Below are 17,043 nucleotides of genomic sequence, written 5' to 3'. Positions count from 1 at the left end.
AGGTATTACAATAACGACCGCATCAAACTTAAACTAAAAGGCCAAAGCCCTGTACAGTACAGGACCCAGGCCATGGGCGCTTAACGACTTAACGTCCAACAATTTGGGGTCAGTTCACTTCGCCGACCACCCTACAACAAAGAAACCCGCCTTTCGGCGGGTTTCTTTATTACTTCATCAGCTCTTCAATCATCTTCTTCAGCTTGATCGAATCGGCCACGAAGGCGCGGATGCCTTCGGCCAGCTTCTCGGTGCCCATCGCGTCTTCGTTCAGCATGAAGCGGAAGCTCTTTTCGTCAATCGCGATCTTCTCGATGTCTGCATTGGCGTCCGCCACCAGCTTGCGCTCCACCGCCGCATCGCTATCGGCCAGCTTCTGCAGCAGGTCCGGCGAGATGGTGAGCAGGTCGCAGCCCGCCAGTTCCAGGATCTGCGAGGTGTTGCGGAAGCTCGCGCCCATGACTTCGGTCTGGTAGCCGAACTTGCGGTAGTACTGGTAGATGCGCTTGACCGACTGCACGCCCGGGTCGTCCGCACCCTGGTACTCAAGACCGGTCGACTTCTTGTACCAGTCGTAGATGCGGCCCACGAACGGGGAAATGAGCTTGACGCCGGCTTCGGCGCAGGCCACCGCCTGGCACAGCGAGAATAGCAGGGTCAGGTTGCAGTGGATGCCGTCCTTTTCCAGGATCTCGGCGGCGCGGATGCCTTCCCAGGTCGAGGCGATCTTGATCAGCACGCGCTCGCGCGACACGCCGGCCTTTTCGTACAGGGCGATCAGTTCGCGGCCCTTGGCGACGGTGGCTTCGGTATCAAAAGAAAGGGCGGCATCGATCTCGGTCGAGACGCGGCCCGGCACGTACTTCAGGATTTCGACGCCGAAGGCGATCAGCAGGCTGTCGACGATGGCGTCGATCGAGGCGCCATTGGCGTCGGCGACGGCTTTTTCCAACAGCGGACGGTATTCCGGCTTTTGCACAGCCTTCAGGATCAGGGACGGGTTGGTGGTCGCATCCTGCGGGGCGTAGGCCTTGATCGACTGGAAGTCGCCGGTGTCGGCGACCACGGTGGTGTACTGCTTGAGTTGTTCGAGTTGGTTCATGGCGGAAAATCCTGGGTGGAGGTGGTTTGGTAGGGTGGGCGGGTCTCCCGCCCGCGCGTTCAACGAGCTTTTGCGCGGCCGAGCACGAAGCTTTGGACGCGTGGGCAAGGAAATGCCCACCCACCGGATTACGAAAAGTCGGTGCCGTCCATGAAAGCGGTGAGCATGCGCTCCAGCCCTTCACGGTCTTCTTCGGAGAAACGGTCCGGCAGCGGGCTGTCGATATCGAACACGCCGACCACGTCGCCGTCCTTGATGAGCGGAATCACGATTTCCGAATTCGACGCCGAATCGCAGGCGATGTGACCCGGGAAGGCGTGCACGTCCGGCACGACAATGGTCTTGCGCTCGACGGCGACCGTACCGCAGACGCCGCGCCCGAACGGAATGCGGGCGCAGGCCGGCTTGCCCTGGAAGGGGCCGACCAGCAGGTCCTGGCCCTCACCCTTGCGCGCGGGAACCGTGAAATAGAAGCCGGCCCAGTTCAGGTCGGCCAGGGTGTCGTAGACGAGCGCGGAGAACTGCGCCGCGTTCGTCATCAGGCTGCGTTCGCCTTCAAGGACGCTCTCGACCTGGCGCTCCAGCAGGGCGTAGTCGGGACGGGAGCTGCGTTCGGGATTGATGTGCATGGCGTGACCCGGAGTGCTATGGAAACCGGGTATTTTACACTTGTGGTGGCCATGGTGCGTTTCGGGCGGCGTGGCGAAACCGGGCAGCCTGATGGGCGACGCGTCAGCCGATGAACGAATCGAACTGCATGTCGAACTCCTGCAGCGCCTTCTGCGCATTCTGCATCTTCTTGCGGAACTCCGGCCCGCGCTGCAGCGCCAGGCCCACTGCCAGCACGTCGATCACGACCAGGTAGGCCAGGCGCGCCGAGATCGGCGTGTACGGGTCGATCGCGAACACCAGGTCGATCGGGATGAACAGGGTCGCGATCTCCGCCAGGGGCGTGCCGGACGGCGCCAGCACGATCACGTCGGCCCCGCCGCGCCGCGCCAGCTTGGCCGAGCGGGTCAGGGCGGGATTGTTGCCGCGCTGCGAAATCGCCACCACCGCGTCGCCCTGGCGCAGCAGCGCCGCAGCGATCGAGTGGATCGCCGGGTCGGTATAGGCCACCGTCGGCACCCCCGAGCGGAAGAACTTGTGCTGCGCGTCCGACGCCACGAAGCCCGACGAGCCCTGGCCGTAGAATTCGATCTTGTTGGCGCGCGACAGGATGTCGAGGGCCTTCTGGATCAGCTCCGGCTTGAGGTTGTTGCGCAGGTCGAGCAGGGTATTGATCGAGCGGCTGCAGATCTTGTTCACCAGGTCCGACGCCAGGTCGTCCGGCGCCGGCTGCTCGTTCGCGCCCGGCAGCGCCAGCGCCAGGCCCTGGGCCAGCTTGAGCTTGAACTCGTGCCATCCGTCGTAGCCGAGCGTGCGGCAAAAGCGCACCACGGTCGGCTCCGACACCTGCGCGCTCTTGGCCAGCGCCGTGATGTTCTGGCTCACCGTGACGGATGGCGCGGCCAGCACGGCGAGCGCTACCTTGCGTTCCGATTTCGACAGCGAATCGAGCTGGGTGCGGATGGAATCGAGCAGCATGATGGGCGCCCTCAGTCTTCAGGCAGCACTTCTTCGCGCCACTGCAGTCCGTCGCGCCCGATCAGCGCACTCGACGCGGCCGGACCCCAGGTACCGGAGGTGTAGGGTACGGGCGCGCTGTCGTCCTGTTCCCAGTGCGCCAGGATCGGCTCGACCCATTCCCAGGCCGCTTCCAGCTCGTCGCCGCGCATGAACAGGGTCAGCTGGCCGCGCAGCACGTCGACCAGCAGGCGCTCGTAGGCTTCCATGCGCGGGCTGGTGAACTGTTCGCGGAAGTCGAGTTCGAGCTCGGCCTGCTTCAGGCGCATCGAGTCGCCCGGGGTCTTGGCCATCAGGTTCATCGACAGGCCTTCGTCCGGCTGCAGGCGGATCACCAGGCTGTTCGGCTGGAAGCTCGAATTCGGCTGGTTGAAGATCGAATGCGGAATCTGCTTGAAGCGCACCACGATCTCGGCCAGGCGGTCGGCCATGCGCTTGCCGGTGCGCAGGTAGAAGGGCACGCCTGCCCAGCGCCAGGTATCGATCTCGGCCTTCATGGCCACGAAGGTCTCGGTCCTGGAACCTTTCGGTGCGCCCGGCTCGTCGCGATAGCCGGGCACTGCCTGGCCGTCGATGTGGCCGGAGCGGTACTGGCCGCGCACGATGTTCTGCGACAGCGTGGTCGGCGTGAAGCGTTTCAGCGAACGCAGGACCTGCAGCTTGGCGTCGCGCACGGCGTCCGGCGCGATCGAGGTGGGCGGCTCCATCGCCACGATGCACAGCAGCTGCAGCAGGTGGTTCTGCAGCATGTCGCGCAGCGCGCCCGAGGTGTCGTAGTAGCCGAGGCGGTTGCCCACGCCGATCTTCTCGGCGATGGTGATCTGCACGTCCGAGATCCATTCGCGGCGCCACAGCGGCTCGAACAGGATGTTCCCGAAGCGCAGGGCCAGCAGGTTCTGCACCGTTTCCTTGCCCAGGTAGTGGTCGATCCGGTAGATCTGCGATTCGCTGAACACCTTGCCGACGTCCAGGTTGATTTGCCTGGCCGAGGCCAGGTCGCGCCCCAGCGGCTTTTCGAGCACCACGCGCGAGTTCGGCGTGGCCAGCCCGGTTGCGGCCAGGTTGTCGCAGATAGTGGCGAACAGGTGGGGCGGGGTGGCCAGGTAGTAGACGCGGGTCAGCGACTCGTCCTTGCGCAGCGCCTCGACCAGCGGGCCGAAGGTACCCACGTCGGTGGCGTTCAGCGAGACATAGACGATGCGCTTCAGGAAGCGGGCCCAGGTGTCCGGCGCCGGCGTCTCCTTGATGTGCGGTTTCGAGTTCTTCTCGATGAACGCGATGAAGTCTTCCTGCGTGGAGTCGTCGCGGCCCACGCAGATGATGCGGGCCGTGGCGGGCAGGTCGTCGCAGACGTCACGCGCGTACATGGCGGGAAGCAGCTTGCGCATTGCAAGGTCGCCGCTGCCGCCAAAGAAAACGAGGTCGAAATCGGAAAGGGCCATGGTATCTAGGGAGAGGTGAAAGCGTATTGTGTAAATTTACTACACAAATTGCGGGGTTCGCAAGAAAATCTACTACGGAATCGCTGTATTGCGTAGGGTGGTCGGCTTGGCCGACCGCGCGTTCAAACAGTGCGGGCTATAAAGAAACGATGTGTCGACCGATACATCGATGCGGTCATCTTCGTATCGGTTCATATGGGAGTTGAACGCGCGGTCGGCGGAGCGTGGTTCAGTCCACTGGACTGAACCACCCCTACAGGTCAGCGGTGAAGGTATTCCGGCTCTTCGCGCCCGGCCACGTCGACCCGGATCGACAGCACTTTGCCGCTGAGCGGATATTTCGCCAGCTCTTCGGCCGAACGCCCATGGCTGGCGCTGGTGATGTAGAGGGTGCGCAGGTCCGAACCGCCGAAGGCCACCGAGGTGGGGCAGCGCACCGGCAGGGCGATCTCGCGCAGGATCTCGCCTTCGGGCGACATGCGCAGCACACGGCCGCCCTCGAACATCGCGACCCAATAGGCCCCTTCGCTGTCGATGGTGGCGCCGTCCGGGCGGCCGCCGTAGTCCGCCGCCGACTTATCGCTCGGGAAGGTCTTGATGGTGCGCCCGTTCGTGTGCATGCCGGTGGCCGGGTCGTAGTCGTAGCAGTCGACCCGGTGTGTCGTGGTGTCGGCATGGAACATGGTGTGTCCGTCCAGGCTCCAGGCCAGGCCGTTCGAATTGGTCATGCCCCCTGCCCAGGCGCGGCGCAGCTGGCCGTGCTCGAGCACGTACATCTCGGCGGCCGGCTTGTCGCGCGGTTCGTACATGGTGCCGATCCAGAAGCGGCCGGCCGGGTCCACGCGGCCGTCGTTGAAGCGCACGATCGCCGTGTCGTAGGGCGCGTCCGCGACCGGGGTTTCCTTGCCGCTGGTCGTGTTCAGGCAGACCAGGCTGGTCCGCGTCGCGACTACCAGGTTGTTGTCGCCGTCGACGGCGAGCGCCGAGGGCTCGGCGCCCATCTTCCAGTACGAATACTTGCCGCTGGCCGGATGGACGCGATTGACCGTGAGGCCATTGATGTCCACCCAGTACAGGGCCGACTCGACCTCGTGCCAGGTTGCTGCTTCGCCGACGAGCATCGGCGCCTCGTGCACCACTTCGAATTTATCGCTTGCCATGTGAGCTGAAAGGTTGGGGTTCAGGTTCAGATTGCGGCCTTGGCGCGGGCGATCAGGCCGTTGGTGGAGCTGTCGTGCTTGGCCGGCTGGACCTCGCCCGCCAGCTCGGCTTCGATCTTCTTGGCCAGCACCTTGCCCAGTTCAACGCCCCACTGGTCGAAGCTGTTGACGTTCCAGATCACACCCTGCACGAAGGTCTTGTGCTCATACAGCGCGATCAGGGCGCCCAGGGTGGACGGGGTCAGGCGTTCCATCAGGATGGTGTTGCTCGGCCGGTTGCCCGGGAAGGTCTTGTGCGGCGCCAGGCGCTCGACTTCCTCAGACGCCAGGCCCTGGTCCTGCAGGTCGGCGCGCACTTCAATGATGGTCTTGCCCGTCATGAAGGCTTCCGACTGGGCGAAGCAGTTGGCCAGCAGGGCCGTGTGGTGCTGCTCCATCTCGTGGGCCGGACGCAAGGCGGCGATGAAGTCGATCGGGGTCAGGTCGGTGCCCTGGTGCAGCAGCTGGAAGTAGGCGTGCTGGCCGTTGGTGCCGGGTTCGCCCCAGATGGCCGGGCAGGTCGCGGTGTCGACCGGGTCGCCGTCGCGCGTGACGCACTTGCCGTTGCTCTCCATGTCGAGCTGCTGCAGGTAGGCCGGGAAGCGGTTCAGGTCCTGGTGGTAGGGCGCGATCGTGACCGAGTGGGCATCGAGGAACTCGCGGTTCCAAAAACCCACCAGGGCCAGCAGCACCGGCATGTTCTGTTCCACCGGCGCCGTGCGGAAATGCTCGTCCATCTCATGGGCGCCGGCCAGGAAGTCGGAGAAATAACCGAAGCCCACCGCCAGCGCGACCGACAGGCCGATCGCCGACCACACGGAGTAGCGTCCGCCGACCCAGTCCCAGAAGGGGAACATGTTGGCCGGGTCGATGCCGAAGGTCTTGATGGCCTCGGTATTCGTCGAGACAGCGACGAAGTGCTTCGCCAACGCTTCTTCAGGCGCATGCCCGAGGAACCAGCGGCGCGCGGTCTGCGCGTTCATCATGGTCTCGGCTGTGGTGAAGGTTTTCGACGCGACGATGAACAGGGTCGTTTCCGGGTTGACCAGCGACAGGGCCGCGTCCATGTCGTGGCCGTCCACGTTCGACACGAAGTGCAGCTTCAGGCGCGGGTGGGCGTAGTGGCGCAGCGCCAGCACCACCATCTTCGGGCCCAGGTCCGAGCCGCCGATGCCGATGTTGACGACGTCGGTGATCGGCTTGCCGGTATGGCCCAGCCATTCGCCGCTGCGCACGGCGTCGGTGAAGCTGCGGATACGGTCGAGCACCGCGTGCACGTCGGCATTCACGTCCTGACCGTCGACCACGAGCTTGCTGCCGCGCGGGGCGCGCAGGGCGGTGTGCAGGACGGCGCGGTTTTCGGTGCTGTTGATGCGTTCGCCCGCGAACATGGCGTCGCGCTGCTGCTCGACGCCGCGCTCGCGCGCCAGCGCCGCCAGCAGTTCAAGCGTGCGCCCGTCGAGGCGATTTTTTGAATAGTCTAGGAATAGCCCTGCCGCCTCGAGGGAGAAGCGCTCGAAGCGCTGCGGATCGGCGGCGAACAGGTCGCGCATCCGCCAGTCTTCGGCAAGCTGGGCGTGGTTTTCGAGGGCCTGGAAGCTGGCGGTGCTGGTCAAGGTCGGCTGGCGCATGGGGTCGATATTAATGGCACAATGTTGTCAATTGCAGATTATCGAATAATACAGGAAGCGCGCGTAAAATCACTACATAAAAGCTTGCCAGTTTGTCGTAGGGTGGTCGGCTTTGCCGACCGCGCGTTCAGCCAGCGTGGGAATTGATGATGCGCTGATAACATGCAATCGAGGTTTGAACGCGCGGTCGGGAGACCCGACCACCCTACGAAAGCGCACGCCTCATCGGCCAGGTCGCCGGCGAGCTCTGGCCGGCCAAGCCCCATCGGGTGCACCCCTCCAAATTCTGTAGTAAAATTTCAGCTACCAAATTCAAGAAGGAACGATCATGGCGCTGCACCCCGTAGTCGAACAGGTAACGAACCGGATCATCAAGCGAAGCCGTCCATCGCGCGCGGCTTACCTTGCGCATATGGAGGCGGCCCGCGTCCAGGGCGTGCAGCGCGGCTCGCTGTCGTGCACGAACCTCGCGCACGGCTTCGCGGCCTTCCCGGCCAACGACAAGCTCAAGCTGAAAGAGTACAAGAAGCCGTCGGTGGCGATCGTCTCGTCCTATAACGACATGCTGTCGGCGCACCAGCCCTTCGAAACCTACCCGCAGCTGATCAAGGAAGCCGTGCGCGAGGTCGACGCCGTGGCCCAGTTCGCCGGCGGCGTGCCGGCCATGTGCGACGGCGTCACCCAGGGCCAGCCGGGCATGGAGCTGTCGCTATTCTCGCGCGATGCCATCGCCATGGCGACGGCGGTGGCGATGTCGCACAACATGTTCGACTCGGCCCTGTACCTGGGCATCTGCGACAAGATCGTGCCGGGCCTCCTGATCGGCGCGCTGCACTTCGGCCACATTCCGGGCATCTTCGTGCCGGGCGGCCCCATGACCACCGGTATCTCGAACAAGGAAAAGGCGGCGATCCGCCAGCGCTACGCCAAGGGCGAGGCCACCCGCGATGAACTGCTGGAAGGCGAGTCGGCGTCCTACCACGGCGCCGGCACCTGCACCTTCTACGGCACTGCCAACAGCAACCAGATGCTGATGGAGATGATGGGCCTGCACATGCCGGGCGCCGCCTTCATCACGCCCGGCACGCCGCTGCGCGACGCCTTGACCCGCGCCGCGGCGCAGCAGGCGGTCGCGATCTCCCAGCAGGGCAGCAACTACATGCCGATCGGGCAGATCGTCGACGAGAAGAGCATCGTCAACGCCATCGTCGCGCTGCACGCGACCGGCGGCTCGACCAACCATACCCTGCACCTGATCGCCATCGCCCGCGCGGCCGGCATCGTCGTCGACTGGAACGACTTCGACGAACTGTCGAAAGTCGTCCCCTCGATCACCAGGATCTACCCGAACGGCGAAGCCGACGTGAACCACTTCCAGGCCGCCGGCGGCCCGGGCTTCGTGATCCGCGAGCTGCTCGACGCCGGCCTGGCGCACGAAGACGTCAACACCATCCTCGGCCGCGGCCTGCGCGCGCACTGCAAGGAGCCCTTCCTCGGCGAAGACGGCAAGGTGGTGTGGAAGGATGCGCCCGGGAAGAGCGGCGACGAAGCGGTGCTGCGCCCAGCCAGCAACCCGTTCGTCAACAACGGCGGCATGGTCCTGGTGCAGGGCAACCTGGGCCGCGCCGTGATGAAGATCTCTGCCGTCAAGCCCGAGTACCACGCGATCGAAGCCCCGGCCATCACCTTCGATTCGCAGGAAGACTTCATGCAGCGCTACAAGGACGGCCTCCTGAACCGCGACTTCGTGGCCGTGATCCGCTTCCAGGGCCCGCGCGCCAACGGCATGCCGGAACTGCACGCGCTGACCCCGGCGCTGGCGAACCTGCAGGACGCCGGCTTCAAGGTGGCGATGGTGACCGACGGCCGCATGTCGGGCGCTTCCGGCAAGGTGCCGGCAGCGATCCACGTGTCGCCCGAGATCCTGGCCGGCGGCCCGCTCGGCCTGGTGCGCGACGGCGACATCATCCGTGTCGACGCCATCACCGGCACCCTGGAAGCGCTGGTGACCAACACGGTCTGGGCCTCGCGCCGCATGGCCAGCGCCGACCTGTCGAAGAGCCACATCGGCATGGGCCGCGAGCTGTTCGCCATGTTCCGCACCCATTCCAGCCCGGCGGAGGAGGGGGCGGCCACCTTCCCTTTGCCGTCGCCGATTGAAACCACCGTACCGCTGCACGACGGCATCCAGACCGATGAAGTCCAGCCCGGTTCCGACGAAGACTATCTCTTTAGGACGCAGAAATAATGGCACAAATGAGCTTACTTGACATCATGCGCTCGGCGAGCGTCATCCCGGTCATCGCCATCGACGACCCGGCGCATGCCGTGCCGCTGGCGAAGGCCCTGGTGGCGGGCGGCATCCGCGTGCTCGAAGTGACGCTGCGCACCGAGCACGGCCTCGATGCGATCCGCGCCATGAGCGAGGTCGAAGGCGCCATCGTCGGCGTGGGCACCCTGACCCAGCCGCACGAATTCGCGGCCGCGCGCGATGCGGGCGCCGTGTTCGGCGTGTCGCCGGGCCTGACCCCGTCGCTGATCGAGGCCGCGCGCAAGAGCGGCCTGCCGCTGCTGCCGGGCGTGATGACCCCGTCCGAAGTGATGGCCGCGCGCGAGCAGGGCTTCAAGCAGCTGAAACTGTTTCCGGCGGTGCCGGCGGGCGGCGTGGGCATGCTCAACGCGATCGGCGGCCCGCTGCCGGATGTGACCTTCTGCCCGACCGGCGGCATCTCGATCGAGACGGCGCCCAAGTTCCTGGCCTGCAAGAACGTGGCCTGCGTGGGCGGCTCGTGGCTGACGCCGAAGGACCTGATGCTCGCCGGCCAGTGGGACCAGATCACCGAACTGGCAAAGGCGGCGGCTGCGCTGCGTGCCGCCTGACGTCTTCATGAAACGGCCTCGTTCCCGGCCCCTGACCGGGAACGAGATCGCGATGGCGTCGCTGCTGTTCCGCGACGCCATCGACTACAGCCGCGTCCGTATCCACGGCCGGCGCTACATGCCCTTCCAGCCGAAGAACTGCTGCATGACGCCGAACGGCAGCATGTACTTCCACCGTTCCTGTTTCCTTCCCGATTACACCCGCGGCGATCCCGGCGCCATCCACTGGTTCATGCACGAGATGGTGCACGTATGGCAGCACCAGCTGGGCTACCCGGTGCGGCTGCGCGGCGCCGTGCGCATCGGCCTTTCCTATGCCTACACGCTGCGCGAAGGGGCGGTTCTCTCCGACTACAACATGGAGGCGCAGGGCGACCTGCTGGCCGACTACTTCGTGCTGAAATACCTGCGCAAGCCCGGCGCCATGCGCCAGGAGCGCTATCGCGGCAGCCTGGCGCTGTACGAGCAGGTGCTGGCGGACTTCCTGGCCGATCCCGCTGACCGGGGCAACCTGCACCGCGGCCCGGCACGCTGGCTGGCGGCGCGCACCTAGTGCCCACTCGAACGCAGCGGCGCACCCGGCTGATCGTCTTTGGCGCCGCCGTCCTCAGTGTTCCGCCGCCAGGCCGGGACGCAGCGCAGCTCGCGCCGCGGACATGGCGGCAGGCGCTCCCACTTCCTTGACCGTATAGCCGTCGCGGCCCGTGCGCTTGGTACGGTACAGGGCCGCGTCGGCGTGCTGCAGCAGTTCGCCGACCGCCGGCACCGGGAAGCGGGCGACGGCGATGCCGATGCTGGTGGTGACGGTCAGCTCCGCGCCGCCGGCCTCGAAGGGCCGGCGGATCGCGCGCAGGATCTTGGCCGCGAAGCGGCGGGCATTCTCGGCAGTTTCCAGGCGTTCCGAGACGATCACGAACTCGTCGCCCGCCAGCCGGTAGCAGCGGTCGGTCGGCCTGATCACGGTGCGCAGGCGGCGCGCGAATTCCTTCAGCACGGCGTCGCCGGCCGCATGGCCATAGGTGTCGTTGATCGACTTGAAGTAGTCGATGTCGAGGAAGGCGACCGACAGGCCGAAGCGGTAGCGGCAGGCCTGTTCGGTCAGCAGGCCGACTTCGTGGTCGAACTGGCGCCGGTTGCCGAGGCCGGTGAGCACGTCGGTGAGGCTGAGTTCCTTCAACTGCTGCTCGGTGATCTGGCGCTTGACCGACAGCGCGTGGAAAGCGCGCCCGAGCGCGCCGATTTCATCGTGCCGCTCGAGATCGAGCACCTTGATGTCGGCCTCTTCGCGCTCGACGGCCTGGACATGGCGGCGCAGTTCGCGCATGGGGCGCAGCAGCAGCACCATGGCCGACCAGCCGGCCGCCCCGGCGCACAGGGCAAGAACGGCGCTCCAGAACCAGGCGTGGCTGCGGGCCCGATGGATGCCGGCAAAGGCGTCGTCGGCGGGGAAGGCGGAACCGAGGACCCAGCCGGCGACGCCGACCTGTTTATAGGTGAGCAGGGCCGGCGTGCCCACGGCGTCGGCGCCGAAGGTCCAGCCGTCCCAGCCGTCCATGGCGGCATCCGCCATCGACGGCTGCGACCCCTTCACACCATCCGTGCCCCTGGCGCCGGCGCGGCGTCCATGGTCCGGGTGGTACAGGATGGCGCCGCTGCGGGTCAGGGCGAACAGGTAGCCGGTAGCGCCGGGGCGCAGGCGCGCGGCCTGGCCGAACAGGGAGGAGTCCTCCAGCCTGGTGGCGCCGCAGAGCACGAAGGCGGTGCGGCCGCCGGCGTCGACCACCGGCTGGGTCAGCAGCACGGCCGCATCGGCGCCGGCCTGGCCGGCCGGCGGCTCCAGCATCAAGGCCGAGCGTGCGCGCAGCGTCTCCCGCAGGCAGCGCTTGTCCGCCTGCTGCGTGCGAACGAAGTAGCCGGGCTGGTGCAGGCCGGCGATACGGCCGGCCGTATCGATGACCACCAGGTCGGCGAAGGCCTGGCGCAGGCCGGGATGGCGGGCCAGGGTGTCCTGGACCGACCCGCCCCCGGCCTCTTGCTGCGCGATTTCCTCGGCCAGCATGCGCAGGAGTGCGCGCCTGGCGTCCAGTTCCGAGGCAAGCTGGGCGGCCACGCTGGTGAGCAGCGCATATTGCTGCCGCCCCGTCGATTCCTTCATCTCCCGATAGGCGACGTCGAGCGAGAGGGCGGTGGCCAGCACGCAGGCGGCGGCCACCAGCGCCGTCACGGCGGCGGCAAGCCTGCCTTTGAGTGTCCGGGGAAGCATTCCGATCCCTCAGGCGCCGTCCGTCCCGGCCGTTTCTGCCGGCGCGAGCACGGCGAAGATGTCGGCCAGCAGGGGCGGTTTGGTCAGGTAGGCGTCGAATCCCGCCGCTTCGGCGGCGGCGCGGCATGCCGCATCGGTGCGGCTGGTGACTGCGACGATGCGGGTGCGCGCCAGGCTGGGCAGGCCGCGCAGGCGGCGCGCCACTTCGAAGCCGTTCATGCGCGGCATGCCGAGGTCGAGGAAGACCAGGTCCGGTACGAAGCGGACCGCCGCCGCCAGGGCATCGGTCCCGCTGTGCGCGGTCTCGATATGGTGCCCGTAGTGCCGCAGGGCCATGGACAGCATCGTGGCGGCGGCCGCGTTGTCGTCGACGATCAGGAGCCGGCGCCGTTCGGGCATGGCGCTTGCGGAAGCCCCGGTGGTCGGGCCTGGGTGGTTGTGCACGGTGAAGTCCTGGAGGGTACTGGCGAGCCGTCCTGATGGACGCGGCTTGCAAACGTGTTGAGAAAGGCTGGATTTGCCGAGATTCTAAAAGCGTTTGCGCCGGTCGGGACGCCTTGCCGAGCGTTTCCCCCCTGGGTGGTGGAACTTTCCACCTAGATACAAATTTAAGACATTTGACAAGTTTTCGGCGTGGATGCCCTTCTCGGCCAGGCTGACGATGTGGGGCGGCCCGACGAATCTGATCGTGGCCGCAGGGTCACGCGGGACAGATTGGACAGCCCACGCTGGCGCACGGACAGCCGGATCGCCGACATCGGGGGGATGTCGGCGCCGCAGGCCCGGCGCCAGCGCACTTCACTTCGTACCTCACTCGTAGCGCAGGCAATCCACCGGCAGCAGGCGCGAGGCCCGGCGCGCCGGATAGAATCCGAAGAACACGCCGACCGCCGTGGCGAAGCCGCAGGCGACCAGTACGCCCTGCAGGGTCAGGTACACGTCGAACTTGCCGGTCGAGGTAATCGCCGCCGCGCCGGCCGCCGCGATTGCCACGCCCACCAGGCCGCCGGCCACGCAGATCACCACCGACTCGGCCAGGAATTGCAGCAGCACCGCGCTCGGCCGCGCGCCGATCGCCATCCGGATGCCGATCTCGCGGGTACGCTCGGTGACCGACACCAGCATGATGTTCATGATGCCGATGCCGCCGACCAGCAGGGAGATCGCGCCGATCAGGCCGAGCAGCATGGCGACGCCGGCGCTGATCGTTTCGGCGGTCTCCGCGAACGAGGCCACGTTCTCCACCCGGAAGTCGTCGGGGTCGCCGGGACGGATGCGGTGGCGCACGCGCAGGGTGTCCTTGATGTCTTCCACCGCCTCGTCGAGCGACATGCCCGGCTTGCCCTGCGCCGCGATGTAGTGGGCGTTCTGGGGAAACGGCGTACGGATCAGGTTCGAACTGGCCGTCGTTCCCGGCACCAGCACCATCTCCGCGATGTTGCCGCCGTCGATCTGCTTGCCTTCGCCGGCAAGCACGCCGATCACCTGGAAGGCGACGTTCTCGATGCGGATGTAACGGCCCAGCGGATCGCTCTTGTAGAAGAACTGGTCCGCCACCTTCTGCCCGACCACCACCATGCGCGCCGACGCCCGCATGTCGGCTTCGCTGAACATGGTGCCCGCCTCGAGTTTCCAGTTGCGGATCCTGAACATGGCCGGGGTGATGCCCTGGACCGTGCTGTTCAGGGTCTCGTTGCCGGCGCTGAGCTTGAAGCCGCCCTGCAGGGCAGGCGCCGCGCCGACCAGGCTGGGGAGCCGGTTCAGGGCCTCGGCATCGGCAAGGGTGATCGACTGGATCGCGCCGGCGCGCGCGCGCCGCTCGGTGGTCCGGTCGCCGCCCGGGAACACGTAGATCATGTTCGTGCCCAGCTGCTGCAGTTCCTTGCCGATGAAGCGCTGCATGCTGTCGCCGATGGCCAGCAGCAGCACCACCGAGGCGATGCCGATCACGATGCCGAGCATGGTCAGTGCCGTGCGCAGGCGGTTGGCCGCCATCGAACGGAAGGATTCGATCAGGACCTGGATGAAGTTCATGCCGTCACCTCCGCGTTGGCCGGGTGTGTGCCCGCGTTCAGCTGGCCCAGTCCCTCGGCGGACGGGCCGTCGTACAGCACGCGGCCGTCCTTCAGGCGCACCAGCCGGCGGCTGTAGGCGGCGACGTCCGGCTCGTGGGTGACGAGCACGATGGTGATGCCGCGCTCCCTGTTCAGCTCACGGAAGCTGTTCATGATGTCGTCGCTGGTCTGCGTGTCGAGGTTGCCGGTCGGTTCGTCGGCCAGCAGCAGGGGCGGGTCGGTGGCAAGCGCCCGCGCGATGGCCACGCGCTGCTGCTGGCCGCCCGACAGCTGGCTGGGCGTGCGCCTGGCCAGCCCGCCCAGGCCCACGCGCTCGAGTTCCTGCAGGGCGCGCGCATGCGCCTTGCCCCGGCTGCTTCCCGCATAGATCAGCGGCAGCGCGACGTTCTCGGCCACGCTCATCCGCTTGATCAGGTTGAAGCTCTGAAACACGAAGCCGATCGCGCGGTTGCGGATGTCGGCCAGCTGGGCGCGCGTCAGCGACAGCGTGTCGACCCCATCCAGCAGGTAGGTGCCGCCGGTCGCCTGGTCCAGGCAGCCGAGGATGTTCATCAGGGTCGACTTGCCGGAACCGGACTGGCCCATGATGGAGACGAAGTCGCCGCGCGCCACGCCCAGGTCGATGCCGTGCAGCACGCGGGTCTCCACGCTTCCGCTGACGTAGGTCTTGGTGACGCCGCGGATGTCGATCAACTGATCAATCGATGAAGAAGTCACGTCGGCTCACTCGTCTTCTTGCGGTTTCGCCAGGGCGCGCGTGACGATCTGGTCGCCCAGCTTCAGGCCGCCCGACACGACTTCGGTATAGCGGAAGTTCGACAGGCCGACGCGGATGTCGACGGGCTGCGGCTGGTTCCTGGCGTCCAGGCGGTACACCTTGTACTGGCGCGCCGTCTCGCTCGCGGTACGGAAGGCGATGTCGTCTTCCTGGCCCGGCTGCGGCGTCATTTGCGCTACCTGCCGCAGCTTCGCATCCTTGCCGGCCTGCTGCCGTTCCTGCTCCTGCTCTTTCTTGCGCAGCTTTTCCTGCTCTTCTTCCGGCAGCTGGAAGCGCAGGGCGGTGGTCGGGATGCGCAGCACATTGGGACGATGGGCCACCACCAGGCGCACCTGGGCCGTCATGCCGGGCTTGAGCAGCTCGTCCTTGTTGTCGACATCGAGCACCACGTTGTAGGTGACGACGTTCTGCACCACGTTGGCGGCCAGGCGGAACTGGCGCATGGTGGCGTGGAATTCGCGGTCCGGATAGGCATCGACGACGAAGCGCGCCGGCAGGCCGTCCTTCAGGGCGCCGACGTCGGCTTCCGACACGCTGGTGTCGATCTGCATCTTGGTCAGGTCGCGCGCGATCTGAAACAGGTTCGGTGTGTTGAACGAGGCGGCCACGGTCTGGCCCAGGTCGATGGTGCGCTTGATGATCACGCCATCGATCGGCGAGCGGATCACGCTGTTGTTCAGGTCAGCTCTAGCCCGGTCGAGCTGGGCCTGGGCCAGCTGCACGTTGGCGCGGGCCACCTCCATCTCGCGGCGGCTGGCGTCGAGCGCGGTGCTGGAGACGAAGCTTTGCGTGACGAGCTGCTGGTTGCGCTGGTAGTTGGCTTCGGCCAGCTTCAGGTTGGCCTGGGCGGAGGCGCGGCTGGCCTCGAACTGGCGGATCTGGGCATTGAAGATGGTCGGGTCCAGCTTGAGCAGCACCTGGCCCTTGGTGACGCGGTCGTTGAAGTCGGCATTCAGCTCGACCACGGTGCCGGACACCTGCGAGCCCACGTTCACCAGCGCCACCGGGTTGATGGTGCCGGTGGCGGTGACCGACTGGTTGATGGCGCCCATGTCGACCTGCGCGCTGCGGTACTTCGACGGCGGCACCTCCGGCTCGCCTTTCGGCATCCACCATGCTGCGGCCGCGCCGCCCACCACGATCACGCCAGCGGCGATCGCAATCCGCTTCTTCGTCAAGAGTTTCATTGTGTTGTTCTATTTGCTTACGGAAAGACTAGTGTGATGTACAGATAAAAGCTTGGCAATGCGTGGCGCATCGACGGTCGAAACGGTGTGACGAAGCGTCGTTTTCGGGGGGCGAACGGTGCAATCCGCTAAAATGGCGCCTTCCCCCATTCCTCCAACTTCTCATTCACAGCATCATGACCCAGGACGAACTCAAGCAAGCCGTGGCGCGCGCCGCGATCGATTACGTGGTGGACGGCGAGATCATCGGCGTCGGCACCGGCTCGACGGCCAATTTCTTCATCGACGAACTGGCCAGGATCAAGGACCGCATCAAGGGCACCGTGGCCTCGTCGGAAGCGACGGCCAGCCGCCTGCGCGGTCACGGCATCCCCGTGTTCGACCTGAACGAAGTCAGCTCGATGGCGGTCTACATCGACGGCGCCGACGAGATCACCGCCAGCGGCGCGATGATCAAGGGCGGCGGCGCGGCGCTCACGCGCGAAAAGATCGTGGCCTCGGTCGCGAAGCGCTTTGTCTGCATCGCGGACGGCTCGAAGCTGGTCGATACGCTCGGCAAGTTCCCGCTGCCGGTCGAGGTGATCCCGATGGCACGCGCCTCGGTGATGCGCCAGCTGGCGGCGCTGGGCGGCCAGCCGCGGCTGCGTACCAAGGCCGGTTCGGACGAAGCCTTCATTACCGACAACGGCGGCGAAATCATCGACGTGGTCGGCCTGTCGATCAGCGACCCGGTGGCAATGGAAGAGCGGATCAACCAGATGGTCGGCGTGATCGCCGTCGGCCTGTTCGCCAAGGCGGGCGCGAACGTGTGCCTGCTGGGTACTCCGGAAGGCGTCAAGACCCTGGTTTTCTGAGCGGAG

16 protein-coding genes are annotated in these 17,043 nt (G+C 66.2%); 5 read left to right on the top strand and 11 right to left on the bottom strand.

Features of this window, described 5'->3' with window-relative positions; all coding sequences use genetic code 11:
- Window positions 1-84: IS3 family transposase (locus tag AC56KL_RS04465; protein WP_497178958.1), on the top strand; the 84-nt coding region annotated here is incomplete at its 5' end.
- Between the two features lie 85 nt (window positions 85-169).
- Here AC56KL_RS04465 and tal read toward each other — a convergent pair.
- The 6 genes from tal to pgi form a co-directional block, all read right to left on the bottom strand.
- Window positions 170-1,102: a transaldolase gene (gene tal, locus AC56KL_RS04460; RefSeq protein WP_497178927.1), complete on the bottom strand. Its 933-nt coding sequence runs from the start codon at window positions 1,100-1,102 to the stop codon at window positions 170-172.
- A 128-nt stretch (window positions 1,103-1,230) separates the two neighbouring features.
- A complete protein-coding gene (locus tag AC56KL_RS04455) occupies window positions 1,231-1,731 on the bottom strand; it encodes a GAF domain-containing protein (RefSeq protein ID WP_497178926.1) in 501 nt (166 codons plus the stop codon).
- Between the two features lie 103 nt (window positions 1,732-1,834).
- Window positions 1,835-2,689, bottom strand: coding sequence for an SIS domain-containing protein (locus tag AC56KL_RS04450; protein WP_497178925.1), 855 nt, complete (start codon window positions 2,687-2,689; stop codon window positions 1,835-1,837).
- Between the two features lie 11 nt (window positions 2,690-2,700).
- Window positions 2,701-4,170: a glucose-6-phosphate dehydrogenase gene (zwf, locus tag AC56KL_RS04445; RefSeq protein ID WP_497178924.1), complete on the bottom strand. Its 1,470-nt coding sequence runs from the start codon at window positions 4,168-4,170 to the stop codon at window positions 2,701-2,703.
- A 260-nt stretch (window positions 4,171-4,430) separates the two neighbouring features.
- Window positions 4,431-5,330, bottom strand: coding sequence for an SMP-30/gluconolactonase/LRE family protein (locus tag AC56KL_RS04440; RefSeq protein ID WP_497178923.1), 900 nt, complete (start codon window positions 5,328-5,330; stop codon window positions 4,431-4,433).
- Between the two features lie 26 nt (window positions 5,331-5,356).
- Window positions 5,357-7,000, bottom strand: a complete 1,644-nt coding sequence (gene pgi / locus AC56KL_RS04435) for a glucose-6-phosphate isomerase (protein ID WP_497178922.1) — start codon at window positions 6,998-7,000, stop codon at window positions 5,357-5,359.
- A gap of 328 nt (window positions 7,001-7,328) precedes the next feature.
- Between pgi and edd the strand changes: the two genes are divergently transcribed.
- Genes edd through AC56KL_RS04420 form a run of 3 tightly spaced genes read left to right on the top strand, consistent with a single transcriptional unit; the run spans window position 7,329 to window position 10,433 of the window.
- Window positions 7,329-9,248 (top strand): phosphogluconate dehydratase, encoded by a 1,920-nt coding sequence (gene edd, locus AC56KL_RS04430; RefSeq protein ID WP_497178921.1) that lies wholly within the window; start codon window positions 7,329-7,331, stop codon window positions 9,246-9,248.
- Window positions 9,249-9,256: 8 nt separating this feature from the next.
- Window positions 9,257-9,880, top strand: coding sequence for a bifunctional 4-hydroxy-2-oxoglutarate aldolase/2-dehydro-3-deoxy-phosphogluconate aldolase (gene eda, locus AC56KL_RS04425; RefSeq protein ID WP_497178920.1), 624 nt, complete (start codon window positions 9,257-9,259; stop codon window positions 9,878-9,880).
- A 7-nt stretch (window positions 9,881-9,887) separates the two neighbouring features.
- A complete protein-coding gene (locus AC56KL_RS04420; protein WP_497178919.1) occupies window positions 9,888-10,433 on the top strand; it encodes a Rhs element Vgr protein in 546 nt (181 codons plus the stop codon).
- Between the two features lie 54 nt (window positions 10,434-10,487).
- On the opposite strand, the gene AC56KL_RS04415 is transcribed toward AC56KL_RS04420, so the two are convergent.
- From AC56KL_RS04415 to AC56KL_RS04395, 5 genes are all read right to left on the bottom strand, one after another.
- Entirely contained in the window at window positions 10,488-12,143 is a 1,656-nt protein-coding gene (locus AC56KL_RS04415) for a diguanylate cyclase domain-containing protein (RefSeq protein WP_497178918.1), read from the bottom strand.
- A 9-nt stretch (window positions 12,144-12,152) separates the two neighbouring features.
- On the bottom strand, window positions 12,153-12,587 hold the full coding sequence (locus AC56KL_RS04410; protein ID WP_497178917.1) for a response regulator: 435 nt from the start codon (window positions 12,585-12,587) through the stop codon (window positions 12,153-12,155).
- Between the two features lie 366 nt (window positions 12,588-12,953).
- The gene (locus tag AC56KL_RS04405; protein ID WP_497178916.1) at window positions 12,954-14,177 is read right to left on the bottom strand and encodes an ABC transporter permease; all 1,224 of its coding nucleotides are present in this window, start codon (window positions 14,175-14,177) and stop codon (window positions 12,954-12,956) included.
- A complete protein-coding gene (locus AC56KL_RS04400) occupies window positions 14,174-14,935 on the bottom strand; it encodes an ABC transporter ATP-binding protein (RefSeq protein ID WP_497178915.1) in 762 nt (253 codons plus the stop codon). Before AC56KL_RS04400 ends, AC56KL_RS04405 begins: the two co-directional genes overlap by 4 nt.
- A 6-nt stretch (window positions 14,936-14,941) precedes the next feature.
- Window positions 14,942-16,183: an efflux RND transporter periplasmic adaptor subunit gene (locus AC56KL_RS04395; protein ID WP_497178914.1), complete on the bottom strand. Its 1,242-nt coding sequence runs from the start codon at window positions 16,181-16,183 to the stop codon at window positions 14,942-14,944.
- 176 nt (window positions 16,184-16,359) lie between these two features.
- Here AC56KL_RS04395 and rpiA point away from each other — a divergent pair, with 176 nt between their 5' ends.
- Window positions 16,360-17,037 (top strand): ribose-5-phosphate isomerase RpiA, encoded by a 678-nt coding sequence (rpiA, locus tag AC56KL_RS04390; RefSeq protein ID WP_497178913.1) that lies wholly within the window; start codon window positions 16,360-16,362, stop codon window positions 17,035-17,037.
- Window positions 17,038-17,043: the final 6 nt, after the last annotated feature.

This window comes from Telluria sp. ZB4P34 (assembly GCF_059686055.1).
The sequence above is the reverse complement of the archived record's forward strand: the minus strand, read 5'-3'. Positions and strand labels throughout refer to the sequence as shown.

What these genes read in the sequence shown, in the direction of transcription:
- tal (WP_497178927.1), bottom strand. Translation starts at nt 1,102, where the DNA reads ATGAACCAACTCGAACAACTCAAGCAGTACACCACCGTGGTCGCCGAC.
- AC56KL_RS04455 (WP_497178926.1), bottom strand. Translation starts at nt 1,731, where the DNA reads ATGCACATCAATCCCGAACGCAGCTCCCGTCCCGACTACGCCCTGCTG.
- AC56KL_RS04450 (WP_497178925.1), bottom strand. Translation starts at nt 2,689, where the DNA reads ATGCTGCTCGATTCCATCCGCACCCAGCTCGATTCGCTGTCGAAATCG.
- zwf (WP_497178924.1), bottom strand. Translation starts at nt 4,170, where the DNA reads ATGGCCCTTTCCGATTTCGACCTCGTTTTCTTTGGCGGCAGCGGCGAC.
- AC56KL_RS04440 (WP_497178923.1), bottom strand. Translation starts at nt 5,330, where the DNA reads ATGGCAAGCGATAAATTCGAAGTGGTGCACGAGGCGCCGATGCTCGTC.
- pgi (WP_497178922.1), bottom strand. Translation starts at nt 7,000, where the DNA reads ATGCGCCAGCCGACCTTGACCAGCACCGCCAGCTTCCAGGCCCTCGAA.
- edd (WP_497178921.1), top strand. Translation starts at nt 7,329, where the DNA reads ATGGCGCTGCACCCCGTAGTCGAACAGGTAACGAACCGGATCATCAAG.
- eda (WP_497178920.1), top strand. Translation starts at nt 9,257, where the DNA reads ATGAGCTTACTTGACATCATGCGCTCGGCGAGCGTCATCCCGGTCATC.
- AC56KL_RS04420 (WP_497178919.1), top strand. Translation starts at nt 9,888, where the DNA reads ATGAAACGGCCTCGTTCCCGGCCCCTGACCGGGAACGAGATCGCGATG.
- AC56KL_RS04415 (WP_497178918.1), bottom strand. Translation starts at nt 12,143, where the DNA reads ATGCTTCCCCGGACACTCAAAGGCAGGCTTGCCGCCGCCGTGACGGCG.
- AC56KL_RS04405 (WP_497178916.1), bottom strand. Translation starts at nt 14,177, where the DNA reads ATGAACTTCATCCAGGTCCTGATCGAATCCTTCCGTTCGATGGCGGCC.
- AC56KL_RS04395 (WP_497178914.1), bottom strand. Translation starts at nt 16,183, where the DNA reads ATGAAACTCTTGACGAAGAAGCGGATTGCGATCGCCGCTGGCGTGATC.
- rpiA (WP_497178913.1), top strand. Translation starts at nt 16,360, where the DNA reads ATGACCCAGGACGAACTCAAGCAAGCCGTGGCGCGCGCCGCGATCGAT.